Consider the following 12,284-nt stretch of genomic DNA (forward strand, 5'->3'; position numbering starts at 1 on the left):
CGGCAACAGCCCGGTGGCACGGATGAGCAGAATCGTCAGCATCCGGCCAAAGGAGGTCTGTATGTCCGCACCCGAAAACGCCAGCCTGAAGAAGAACCAGCTCGGCGTCCCGTCCATCGTGTTCCTGGTCCTCGCCGCCGTCGCGCCGCTCACCGTCGCGATCGTCGTGCTCCCGCTCGCCATCGCCTTCGGCAACGGCGGCGGCATCCCCGTCGCCGTGATCATCGTCGCTGCCGCCCTGCTCCTGTTCGCCGTCGGCTACGCGCAGATCTCGAAAGAGCTCGTCAGCGCGGGGGGCTTCTACGCCATCGCGGTGAAGGGTCTCGGCCGGGCGGCGGGACTCGTGACCGGCATCATCGCCACCCTCGGCTACAACTTCTTCGTCGCCGGCGCGCTCGGCACCATCGGGTTCTTCACCGGGATGGTCGTGCTGCCGGCGCTGTTCGGCTTCGAGCTGCACTGGTTCCTCGTGGCCGTCGTGCTCTTCGTCATCGTGTTCCTCCTCGCGCGCGCGGGCATCCACGTCAGTGCCGTGGTGCTGGGAGTCGCGTTGATCCTGGAGATCGTGATCCTTCTCGCGTTCGCCGTCTCCGTGCTCGTGCAGGTGGGCTTCAGCCTCGAGGCCTTCACGCTGGCGTTCAGTCCCGAGATCCTCGTGGGCGGCTCGATCTGGATCGGACTGCTGATGGTGGCCACGGCCTTCATCGGCTTCGAGGCGACGGCTCTCTTCGGCGAGGAGGCGCGCGACCCGCGCCGCACCATCCCGCGGGCCACGTACGCGGCGATCATCCTCATCGGTGTCCTTCACGCCATCGTCGGATGGGCGATCGTCAGCGCGCTGGGGGTCCCGGAAGCGCAGGGTGCGGCGCTGGACAGCCTTGCCGCCGGGGACCTGACGCTCGTCCTCATCGACACCTATCTCGGACCTGTCATCGGCGCGATCGCCCTCGTGCTCCTGGTGGTGAGCCTTTTCGCGGCGCAGCTGGCGTTCCACAATTCCGCTGCTCGCTACCTGTTCGCCCTCGGCCGCGCGCGCGTGCTGCCCCAGTGGCTTGCGACGACCAACCGCAACGGGGCGCCGCAGCGCGCGTTGCTGGTGAATCTCCTGTTCGCGATCGTCGTGGCCGCCCTTTTCGCGGTCTTCGTCGAGACCGACCCCGACGGCAACCCGCTGCCGCCCGTTCTCACCCTCGTCCCCGTCGGCCTCGGGTTCGGCACGCTGGCGGTCATGATCGTGCAGGCGATCGCCGCGCTCGCCGTCGTGGTGTATTTCCGTCGCAAGCGCGACCCGCGATGGTGGTCGACGTTCATCGCTCCCGGGATCGGCTTTCTCGCACTGCTCGTCTTCAGCATCATGGCCATCGTGAACTTCACGCTGGTCGCCGGATCCGAGGCGGTCTACGTGCAGCTCCTGCCGTGGCTCCTGGTCCTCGCCGTGATCGGCGGGGTGGCCTATGCCGCCTATCTGAAATCCCAGCGGCCCGCGATCTACGAGGGCCTGAACCAGGATCTCGAGCGTTTCGACGAGCTCGCCCCGCTGTGATCCCGCTTCGGTGGCGGTCTCCGTGACCGCCGCCGAAGCGTTCACTTGCCAGAAACGTGCTTGCCATCAATAATGAGCACACGCTCAATAAAGATGTTGTGAGGACCGCCGACGGTCCATGATGCGAGGAGCCCCCGATGACAACCGCCGTCTCCCATCCGCTGACTCCGCTCAGCGTCGACGAGATCCGAAACCTGCGCGGCTTCCTGGCCGACGAGGGCCTCGTGACGGAGAGCACACGGTTCTCCTACATCGCCCTGCGCGAGCCGGACAAGAAGGACGTCCTCGCGTGGCATCCCGGGGTCGCGCTGCCACGGGAGGTGGCCGTCCTCCTCACCGACCTCGCGACCGGCGCCGTGAGCGATCTGGTGGTCGACCTCGGTGCGCGCGTCCTGCTCGCTCGTCGTGACGTCGACGTCGCCGCCGAGGGCTTCGGGCCGGTCTTCGACGAGGATTTCGAAGCCGTCGACCGCATCGTGAAGGCCGACGACGGCTACGTCGCCGCGCTCGCTCGTCGCGGAGTCAGCGACCTCGAGAAGGTCGTCGTCGTGGCGCTGTCAGCCGGTGTCTTCGGATACGAGGACGAAGTGGGGGTGCGGATGATCCGCGTCCTGTCGTTCTTCCGCGAGTATCCGACCGACTCCTACTGGGCGCACCCCATCGGGGGCCTCGTCGCCCATGTGGATCTGCAGGCCCAGCAGATCGTCCGCCTCGTCGAGACCGCAGAGGCGTTCGTGCCGACCGAGAACGGCGACTACCTCGATCCGCAGGTGCGCGGGCCGCTGCGGACGACCCTGAAGCCGATCTCGATCACGCAGCCGGAAGGCGTGAGCTTCACGCTCGAAGACGGCGTGCTCCGCTGGGAGAACTGGTCGGTGCGCGTGGGCTTCAACGGGCGCGAGGGACTCACGTTGCATCAGCTCGCCTATCGTGACGGTGGCATCGACCGCCCCGTGATGTACCGGGGATCGGTCTCGGAGATGGTCGTCAACTATGGCGACACGTCACCGACGAACGCGTGGCAGAACTACTACGACGTCTCGGAGTATCAGTTCGGCCGCCTCGCCAACTCGCTCGAACTCGGGTGCGACTGCGTCGGGGAGATCACCTATCTCGACGCGGTGGTGGCGGATGACTTCGGCATGCCCCAGACGATCCGCAACGCCGTCTGCATCCACGAGGAGGACTACGGCATCCTCTGGAAGCACAACGACGCGATCACCGGTACGAGCGAGACCCGCCGCCAGCGTCGCCTCGTGATCTCCTTCTTCGTGACGGTCGGCAACTACGACTACGGCTTCTACTGGTACCTCTACCTCGACGGCAAGATCGAGCTCGAGGCCAAGGCGACCGGCATCGTGTTCACGAACGCCTACCCGGGCGGGGACTACCCCTACTCGACCGAGGTCGCACCGGGCCTGGGAGCGCCGGTGCATCAGCACCTCTTCTCGGCGCGCCTGGACCTGACGGTCGACGGTGTCGCCAACGCCGTCGAGGAGGTCGACGTGGCCCGCGTCCTCCGCTCGGAGGGAAACCCGTGGGGCAACGCCTTCGCCCGCACGCACACGCGTCTGGCGCGGGAGTCCGAGGCGGTGCGCGACGCAGACAACCGCGTGGACCGCACATGGCGGATTCTCAGCACCGACAAGACCAATCGCCTCGGGCGGCCCACCTCGTATCTGCTGCTGCCGGAGGGCAAGCCGACGCTCCTCGTCGACGATGAGGCCTTCGTGCGCCCGCGTGCCGAATTCGCCGCCCATCACCTCTGGGTGACGCGATACGACCGTGACGAGATGTGGGCAGCGGGGCGGACCACGAACCAGAATCCCGGCGGATCGGGCCTCCCGGCATACATCCGAGCCGACCGCTCGATCGACGGGGAGGACATCGTCGTGTGGCACACGTTCGGGCTCACGCACTTCCCCCGCACCGAGGACTGGCCGATCATGCCGGTGGACTACGCCGGCTTCACGCTCGTCCCGCATGGGTTCTTCGACCGCAACCCCACCCTCGACGTCCCCGACCTCGGGGGTGGCGACCACTGCGCCGCGCCGGCGGCGGGAGGTGCGGCCGACCACGGCCTCGCCAATGCCGACCCCGATCACGGCGCGCACGATCACGGCGCGCACGATCATGGTGCGCACGATCACGGTGCGCACGGCCACGCCGGGCGCTGAGAGAGCAGTAGACGCCCCGTGCTGGCGGTGACCGCAGCCTGCGCGGGCGTGATGGCGGCGGGCGGATGCTGCCTGGCGCAGAGTCGCTGGCGCGCACGCGCGCTCGCCGTCGTGATGGCTGTCGCCTGCCTACCGTTCCTCCCCGCCACACTGCGGATGGCAGCCGGCCTGCTGCTGCTCTCCCTGGCCATGGTGCTGAGCGTCGGGGTCCGTCGGCTGACCCCGCGTGAACGTGCCCTCGACGTGCATCGCGCCGTCGGCGGCGCCCTCATGGCCGGCATGCTCCTCGTCGGCGGGCACGACTTCGCCGCAGGATCGACGGCGCACGTCCACGGTGCGGCGCTCTCACCGCACCTGCTGCTCGCGGCGGGGGCGATCGCCTACCTGGGCTGGAGCGTCACGGCGCTCACCCGGCGGGCTCACCGGCCCGTCGGGGCCGCCGCGAGGGTCGAACTCGTCGGGATGGGCGCGATGTTCGCGCTCCTGGTGGCGGCGATGGCTCTGGGCTGAGACCTAATCGGCGAGTGGGTCCGGCGCGACCAGTGCGCGTCCGCGATCCGTCGCCCACGGGTCGAGGATGCTCCGCACCAGGGTCCACTGCGCCGTCGGCTCGGACAGCGGGGCGTCGAGCACGAACGTGACCTGGTGGCCGAGCGAGAGCACCAGCAGGGCATCCGCAAGGGCAGCGGTGGGGGTATGCGCGACGAGTTCGGCGTCGGCGACCGCCTGCTCCAGGTGGATGCGGAACTCGTCCTGCCAGCTCCGCTCGGCGAACGCGCGGCGCACGTTCTGATGCCGTGACGCCGTCACGCGCCCCCAAAAGTTCACCACGACGAGCGCCTCGTCCTGCGTGGTCTTCGTCAGCGGCAGGATCTGCTCCAGCATCCGCACGAGCGCGCCGAGTCCCCGGTGATCACCGACGTGGTCGGCGATCCGCGCCCCCGTGCGCTCGAAGACGGTGGCGAATGCCAGAGCGAGCACCTCGTCGAAGTTGGCGAAGTAGTGCCAGAGGGCACCGGTCGCGACACCGAGCTCTTCGGCGAGACGTCGCGTGGTTGCGGCCTCCATGCCCTCGCGAGCGACGAGCGTCAGGTAGGTCTCGACGATCTCGCGTCGGCGCGCATCCCTGTCGACGATCTTCGGCACGCATCGATTCTGTCGCACGGAACTTCCGCTCCGCTCCCGCCCTCAGCCCGACATCGTCGGAGACCGACCTCACGGGTTACGTGATTCCGCGCGCCGTTCTTCACGTCGCTCGACACTGCGACGGACGTCTTCTGTGCGGTCTACTTCGATTCGAGCGAAGGCGCTCGGCGACGTGATGGCGAAGACGCCCACCGAGAAAGCGAGGAACGCATGAACAGGATCGGCCATGGAATCCGTTCGACACACGCGGTTGCGCGAGGAGCATCCGGACCTCGGCGGGGACGGGTGCGCGGCATCGCCGGTGCTCTCGCCGTCGCCGCGGCAATGGTGCTGACCGCGTGCTCGGGCGGCGCTGCTGCCCCCTCCACCGGTGACCCGGCCGCCGAAGGCGACGGCAGCGTCGCCGGCAAGCGCGTGATCATGGTGCACTGCGGGGACATCAATCCCTGGTGCGCCGTCTACAACAAGACCATCATCGATGGCCTCGAGGCCGAGGGCGTCACTGTCGAATATCTCCAGGATCCGTTCGACGTCGCGCTCCAGATCCAGAACCTGCAGTCGGCGATCGCTCAGCGACCGGACCTCATCCTGCTCGCGCCGACCGACGACAACTCCGTGGTGCCCTCGCTGCAGCAGGCGAAGGCGCAGGGGATCCCCGTGATCGTGAGCAACTCGCGGCTGGCTCCGGGAGCGGAAGACCTCGCGATGACGGTCGACGCCGACCACGGGTCGCTCGGAAAATTCGCCGCGCAGAACATCGTGGAGGGTCTGCAGGCGCGCGGTCTCGAAGAGGCCAACATCATCGCGCTCGCCGGGTCGGACACGACAGCCACGAGCGGGGAGCGGATGAAGGAGTTCAAGGCCGAGCTGGCGAAATACCCGGGCTACAAGCTGGTCGAGGAGCGCAACACCGATTGGGACCCGGCAGCGGCCGGTCGGATCGCCACCCAGCTCTTCGCGGAGTATGAGAGCAAGGGCGGAATCCAAGCGGCCTACGGGATGGCCGACTATCTCGCAAACGCGGTCATCCAGAGCGCTGTTCAGGCCGGAATCCCCGTCGGGGTCGAGAACGACGGACTGATCGTGACCGGCAGCAACTGCTTCAAGGTCGGCATCGACAACATCAAGGCGGGCCTGCAGTACGGAACGGGCACCCAGACCCCCACGGCCGAGGGCGAGTGGGTCGTGCAGTGGGCGCTGAAGTTCCTCGCGGACGGAGAGATTCCGCCCGTGAACCTCAACACGGTGCACCGGGTGACCGCGGAGAACGTGGACGAGTTCGCCGCCGAGTGCAGCACCTCCTGATCCCCATCCGGTCGACACGCTGAACGGGAGCGGTCCGCGCGGCGGGCCGCTCCCGAAGGAGCCCCATCATGACGACAAACACACCCCCTCGCCTGGATGTGCGAGACATTTCCAAACGCTACGGCGCGGTACAGGCTCTCGCCGGAGTGAGCTTCCGCGTGCAACCGGGAGAGATCCACGCTCTGCTGGGCCACAACGGCGCCGGCAAGAGCACCCTGGTGAAGGTCTTGGCCGGCCTCGTGCAGCCCGACGGCGGTGAGGTGCTGATCGACGGTGCGGCCGTCGAGCCGCGCTCACCCCGCCAGGCGCAGGCGAACGGGGTCGCCCTCGTCGATCAGGAGCTCAGCCTCGTGCCTACCCTGTCGGTCCGCGAGAACCTGACCTTGGGCGCGGCACGCGGTCATGTGCCCGACCCCCAGGCGCTGCGGGAGATCCTCGACTCCCTGGGTCTGTCTCGCGTCCAGTTCTCCGACTCCGTCGGGGCGCTGCCGCTCGGCGAGCAGCAGCTCATCGAGATCGCGAGGGCGCTCAGCCGGGACGCGCGCATCCTCATCCTCGACGAGCCGACCGCGACACTCAGCGACCACGAGATCGAGATGGTCTTCCGCGCCGTGCGCCGGATGGCTGCCGACGGCAGGTCGATCATCTACGTCTCCCACCGACTCGGTGAGATCCTGGACCTCTGCGACCGCGCGACGGTCTTCCGCGACGGCACATGCGTCGGGACCGAGGATGTGCGAGGCCTCACCCGCCAGTCGATCGTCGAGATGATGCTCGGTCATCTGCCGGAGGTGAGCACGGAGGTGCGGCCGCCGAGTGGTGAAGGTACCCTCGTCGAGATCCGCGATCTCGCCGTCGCACCCCGCCTCGTCGGGTTCGACCTCGCCATCGCGCCGGGCCAGATCGTCGGGCTCGCGGGCCAGGTCGGATGCGGGGCCAGCGACGTGCTGCGCGCCCTGGGTGGCCTCGTTCCGCACGCGGAGGGGGAGGTCGCGGTCGACGGCAAGCGACTGAAGCTCGGCGAGCCGCTTCGCAGTGCGCGGGCCGGCGTCCTCTACACCACGAGCGATCGCAAGATCGATGGGCTCTTCCTCAGCCACTCGATCGCCCGCAACCTCGTCTCCACACGCCTGCCCCGCGTGAGCATCACCGGCTTCGTCGACTCATTGCGTGAGCGTCGCGCGGTGAAGCGCCTGCTCGAGCTCACCGGCATCGCACCGGGGCGCCGGCGCACACCGGTGGGCGCGCTGAGCGGCGGTAATCAGCAGAAGGTCCTCGTCGCACGGTCTCTCGACAAGGACGGCTGTCGCCTGCTGGTGCTCGACGAGCCGACCCGCGGCGTCGATGTCGGAGGGCGCGCCGAGATCCACGATCTGGTGCGTGACGCGTCCCGCAACGGCAGCGCTGTGCTGTTCTCCTCCACGGAGCTCGATGAAGTACTGGAGCTGTCGGACACCGTCGTGACGATGTTCGGCGGGCGGGTCGTGTCCGTTTACACGCGGGGCGCCGTCACCCCCGCGCAGGTCCTCACCGACATGACCCATGGAAAGCAGGTTCAGGCCGCATGAGCGCGACGACCGACATCCGCCCCCCGGAAACCGGCGCCGCCGCCACGTTCGCGCGTCACCTCCCGCCTGCCCGGGTGGCTGCGCTGGCGTTCATCGTGCTGCTGCTCATCGGATCGCTCACGACGGACGGGTTCTACACCCTTGCCAACATGCGCGCGATCCTCAACTCCGCCGCTGTCGTGGGCATCATCGCCGTCGGCGCCGCCGCCATCGTGATCGGCGGCAACCTCTTCTCGATGTCGCTGGGAACCACCGTGGCCGTCTGTGCGATGGCATTCCTCAGTCTGCTGGGCGCGGGGCTCGTCCCGGCGATCATCGGCACCCTCGTCCTCGGCGCTCTCATCGTCGGCGTCCAGGGGTACGTGGTCGGCCGATTCGGGGCGAACCCGATCATCATCACCATCGGCGCCGGGGCCCTGCTGGAGGGCGCAGCCACGTGGATCTCGGGCGGCACCTCGGTGAATCCGCCGCCCGGTTCGCCGGATTTCTCCTTCCTGGCGGCGCCCCTGCTCGGCATCCCCTTTCCGGTGTACGTGTTCGTCGTGGTCGTCGTCCTGGGCGAGATCGGACTGCGGCGGAGCGTGTTCGGTCGGCAGCTCATCCTGATGGGCGCCAGTCCGAAAGCCGCCCGCGCCGCCGCGCTGCCGGTGACGCGTTTGACGACAGGGGCATTCGTCATCGCCGGGGTGACGGCAGGGATCGCCGGTGTTCTGCTCGGCGCCTTCAACCAGAGCGGCACCCTCACGACGACCGGCACCCTCACCTACGACGCGATCGCCGCGGTCCTCGTGGGAGGGCTCGCAGTGGCAGGTGGACGAGGGTCGGTGCTGCAGGCCGCGGCCGGGGCGATCCTCATCGCCGCGGTCTCCGACATGCTCCTGCTGCGTGGGTTCTCCCCGCCGTTGCAGATGCTCATCCTCGGGCTGATCGTCGGCGCAGTCGTCGTCCTCAACTATGTGAACTCGAGAACCGGAGAAGCGCGATGAGGCTCACGACCACAACCACGCTGGTGACCGCATCCGCGCGCTCACGCCGCGGCCGGATCGTGTCCCTCTGGCCGATCGCGTTCGCTGTCGGCATGCTGATCGTGCTGTTCGTGATCCCCACCCTCAGCGGCCGCTCAGTGACGATCTTCAGCGTCTACAACTCACTGCAGAGCTACGCGGCGCTCGGACTGGTCGCGTTGGCGCTCGGGCTGACCATGATCATCGGGGAGTTCGACCTCTCGGTCGTGGGGACTTACGCGTTGGGCGGGATGATCGCGGTCAAGCTGGGCGGCGAGAACCCGATCTACGGCGCGCTCGCCGCACTCGTCGTCTGCGGTGCCTTCGGCGCGCTGCAGGGGTTCCTGGTGGCGCGCTTCGCAGTCAACTCCATGGCTGTCACGCTCGCCGGTTATCTCGTCGCCCTCGGCGCGACGGGAACGATCGGCGACAACCGGAGCCAGCCGTACGCGAACTTCGACGTCACCGGGGCCCTCAACAGCCCCTTCCTGGGCGTTTTCTCGCTACGCAGCGGCATCGCGATCGTCGTGATCGCCGCCCTGGCGGCACTCTTCCTTGCCACTCCGCTCGGCCGAGACCTGCGTGCGACCGGTGGCGGGAGGCGGGCGAGCCGCACCGCTGGGGTCCGCGTCACCCCGATCGTCATCGGCACTTTCGCGACCTCGGGCATGCTTGCTGCACTGGGAGGGACACTCCAGAGCTACGGTGTGGCCACTGCCGCGTCCAACCCCGGTCTCAGCCCACTCATCTTCGCGGTGACGGCGGCGCTCCTGGGTGGAATCGCCCTGACAGGAGGTCGCGGCACCCCGGTGGGGATCGCGGCCGGGGCTCTCGGTCTGTGCTTCCTGTCGCAGTTGTTCACCGACATGGTCAGCCCTCAGTACGTCACGAGCCTCGTGACCGGCACGCTCCTCGTGATCGTGACGGTGTTCGCAACTCCAGTCGTACTTCGAAATCTCGCCCGCGCTCGCCAGGTGCGAACGCGACAGTCCGCCGCTTGAGTGATCTTTCCAGGAGAAGCCATGCAGAAAAAGCTCATCACGAACGCCTTCGTCATCACGATGGACCGGCAGCGCCGTACCATCTCGCGGGGCGAGGTGCTCGTGGGCGATGACGTCATCCTCGCGGTGGGCCACGACCTCCCGCGGGACGACGCGGAGATCATCGATGCGCGCGGGGGTATCGTCATGCCCGGCTTCGTCGACAACCACCGGCACATGTGGCAGACGAATCTCCGCTCGATGCTGGCCGATTGGACGCTGCACGAGTACATGCGGGGCATCCGGTTCAGCATCTCGCCGGTGCTCCGGCCGGAGGACATCGCGGCGGGCAACTACATCGGCGCGCTCGAAGCCTTGAATGCGGGGGTGACCACGGTCTTCGACTACTCCCACAGCAACAACAGCCCCGACCACGCCACTGCGGGGGTGGAGGCACTGCTTCGCAGCGGCATGCGGGCGGTCTACGGCTATGGTCTCGTCCCGGCCCCTGTGGATCATCCCGCATTCACGAGTGTGGAGGACCGGATCGCCGACGCGCACCGTATCCATGACGAGCTTCTGCCCTCCCGGCGTGCGCTCGTCACGATGGGCTTGGCACTCACCGAGACGGGCCTCATCCCATGGAGCGACAGCGTGAAGGAGATCCAGGCCGCGCTGGACATGCGGATCCCGCAGTCCATCCACAACAACAACTACTTCGGCGTCACCGTCTCGCAGGGTGTGGCACCGATGCATCGGGCGGGGCTGCTTCATGAGAGCCAGATCCACGTTCATTGCAACACCAGCACGCCGGACGAGTTCCGCATGCTGGCCGACGCGGGCTGCACGGTCGTCTCCACCCCCGACACCGAGATCCAGATGGGCATGGGCCACCCGATCTTCAACGAAGCGAGGAAGTACGGGATCCGGTCGACCGTCGGGTGCGACATCATCACTCTCAACGGCGGCGACATCGTCGGACAGTTGAGGCTCGGTCTGCAGGATGCCCGTGTACGGGTGAACGACACTTTCAATGCCCGCAAGGAGATGCCGCTCGTGCTCGAGACGAGCGCGATGGACGCCCTGGCATGGGGCACGATCAATGGCGCCGAAGCGCTCGGCCTGGGTTCGGTGACCGGGAGCCTGGAGAAAGGCAAGCAGGCGGACATCATCGTGATCAGCGGCGACGAGCCCAACATGTGGCCGATCCTGGAAGAGGCCGGAATGGTGGTCTTCCACTCGCACCCGGCTGACATCGACACGGTGCTGGTCGGGGGGAAGATCGTCAAGAGGGGCGGTCGCCTCGTCGGAGTGGACTACGCCGCGGCACGACGCATGGCGGAGGAGTCGCGGGACGCGATCCTGGACGCGGTGCGGCAGAGCACCGGCGTGGTGCTCCCCCCCGAGGAGAGCATGTCGCTCATCTCCGTCGAGGAGACGGCCGTGCGGAACATGAGCCGATGACTGACGCACAGCGTGTCGGTGCAGCGATCGTCGGTCTCGGATGGTGGGGATCGACCATCGCCGCCAACCTTGCAGACAGCACGCATATCCGACCCGTCCTGGGCGTCGACCCCGATGCCGTGCGCCGAGCCGAGATCGAAGGCCGCGGCGTGCGCACGACCGACTCCTTCGAGAAGGCGCTGGCAGATCCCGAGGTCGAAGCCGTCATCCTGTGCACCCCGCACGCCCTCCATGCCCAGCAGATCATCGCGGCCGCGGCCGCGGGCAAACACGTCTTCAGTGAGAAGCCGTTCACCGTCACCTCGGCCGAGGCCACAGCGGCGCTCGCGGCAGCCCGGGAGGCGGGCGTCCACGTGGGGATCGGACACGAGCGCCGGTTCGAGCCCGCCGTGCAGCAAATGCAGCGCCTCGTCGCCGACGGCGACCTCGGGACCCTTCTCGTCTTCGAGGGCAACTTCAGTCAGGACAAGTTTCTCTCGCTCCCGCCCGACAACTGGCGGTTGTCGGCCACAGCGGCACCGGTAGGACCCCTCTCGGCCACCGGCATCCACCTGGTGGATCTCGCGATCAGCGTGCTCGGAGAGCCCGTGGACGTGTGGGCGCGGCTGGGGACGCTCGCGACCTCGTTCGGCAACGGCGACACGTTGACGGTCACGCTCGGCTTCGCCTCGGGCGCCACAGCCTGCATCACGGCCGTGCTCGCGACCCCGTTCATCGGGCGCGTGTGCCTCATCGGCTCCGAGGGCTGGTACGAGATCCGCGACCGTAGCCACCCCGAGCGATCCACCGGATGGGACGTGCGTCTCGCCCGCCGCGACGCCGACATCGAGGAGACCCACCTCCCCCCGTTCTCCGGGGTGCGCGAGAACCTCGAGCGGTTCGCGCGAGGCATTCGTGGCGAGGCCCCCTATCCTGTTGCTGCGAGAGATATCCAGCGAAACGTCAACGCCTTCGAGGCGATCGTCCGTTCAGCGTCGAGTGGCCGGATCGAGCACGTCCGAGCATCCTGAGGTCGGGGAACAGTCGTGATGCAGTCAGATTCCAGCTTCCCGCTGGTTCTGCCGCGATGGTCCCTGCGGAGGGTTCTCGAGCACCCA

The 12,284-nt window shown here is 67.9% G+C and carries 10 protein-coding genes; 9 read left to right on the plus strand and 1 reads right to left on the minus strand.

Translation table 11 applies throughout. From position 1 onward, the window contains the following. Window positions 1–61 precede the first annotated feature (61 nt). The 3 genes from ACTU3I_RS07030 to ACTU3I_RS07040 all read left to right on the plus strand — a co-directional run bounded on the left by ACTU3I_RS07030 (window position 62) and on the right by ACTU3I_RS07040 (window position 4,230). On the plus strand, window positions 62–1,543 hold the full coding sequence (locus ACTU3I_RS07030; protein WP_442924942.1) for an APC family permease: 1,482 nt from the start codon (window positions 62–64) through the stop codon (window positions 1,541–1,543). A 137-nt stretch (window positions 1,544–1,680) separates the two neighbouring features. After that, entirely contained in the window at window positions 1,681–3,720 is a 2,040-nt protein-coding gene (locus ACTU3I_RS07035; protein WP_442924943.1) for a primary-amine oxidase, read from the plus strand. A 27-nt stretch (window positions 3,721–3,747) separates the two neighbouring features. After that, a complete protein-coding gene (locus ACTU3I_RS07040) occupies window positions 3,748–4,230 on the plus strand; it encodes a hypothetical protein (RefSeq protein ID WP_442924944.1) in 483 nt (160 codons plus the stop codon). A gap of 3 nt (window positions 4,231–4,233) precedes the next feature. On the opposite strand, the gene ACTU3I_RS07045 is transcribed toward ACTU3I_RS07040, so the two are convergent. Then, a complete protein-coding gene (locus ACTU3I_RS07045) occupies window positions 4,234–4,866 on the minus strand; it encodes a TetR/AcrR family transcriptional regulator (protein ID WP_442924945.1) in 633 nt (210 codons plus the stop codon). A gap of 285 nt (window positions 4,867–5,151) precedes the next feature. Here ACTU3I_RS07045 and ACTU3I_RS07050 point away from each other — a divergent pair, with 285 nt between their 5' ends. The 6 genes from ACTU3I_RS07050 to ACTU3I_RS07075 all read left to right on the plus strand — a co-directional run bounded on the left by ACTU3I_RS07050 (window position 5,152) and on the right by ACTU3I_RS07075 (window position 12,197). After that, window positions 5,152–6,171, plus strand: coding sequence for a sugar ABC transporter substrate-binding protein (locus ACTU3I_RS07050; RefSeq protein WP_442924946.1), 1,020 nt, complete (start codon window positions 5,152–5,154; stop codon window positions 6,169–6,171). A 68-nt stretch (window positions 6,172–6,239) separates the two neighbouring features. Beyond that, complete coding sequence (locus ACTU3I_RS07055; protein WP_442924947.1) at window positions 6,240–7,739, plus strand: sugar ABC transporter ATP-binding protein; 1,500 nt, start codon at window positions 6,240–6,242, stop codon at window positions 7,737–7,739. Next, window positions 7,736–8,725, plus strand: coding sequence for an ABC transporter permease (locus ACTU3I_RS07060; protein WP_442924948.1), 990 nt, complete (start codon window positions 7,736–7,738; stop codon window positions 8,723–8,725). The genes ACTU3I_RS07055 and ACTU3I_RS07060 overlap by 4 nt, the downstream gene beginning before the upstream one ends. Further along, window positions 8,722–9,744, plus strand: a complete 1,023-nt coding sequence (locus ACTU3I_RS07065; RefSeq protein WP_442924949.1) for an ABC transporter permease — start codon at window positions 8,722–8,724, stop codon at window positions 9,742–9,744. The genes ACTU3I_RS07060 and ACTU3I_RS07065 overlap by 4 nt, the downstream gene beginning before the upstream one ends. A 21-nt stretch (window positions 9,745–9,765) precedes the next feature. Beyond that, window positions 9,766–11,187, plus strand: coding sequence for an amidohydrolase family protein (locus ACTU3I_RS07070; protein WP_442924950.1), 1,422 nt, complete (start codon window positions 9,766–9,768; stop codon window positions 11,185–11,187). Continuing rightward, entirely contained in the window at window positions 11,184–12,197 is a 1,014-nt protein-coding gene (locus ACTU3I_RS07075; RefSeq protein WP_442924951.1) for a Gfo/Idh/MocA family protein, read from the plus strand. Before ACTU3I_RS07070 ends, ACTU3I_RS07075 begins: the two co-directional genes overlap by 4 nt. The last annotated feature ends 87 nt before the right edge of the window (window positions 12,198–12,284 follow it).

Origin of the sequence: Microbacterium sp. RD1, from assembly GCF_052220165.1 — a bacterium.
Taxonomy (GTDB): domain Bacteria; phylum Actinomycetota; class Actinomycetes; order Actinomycetales; family Microbacteriaceae; genus Microbacterium.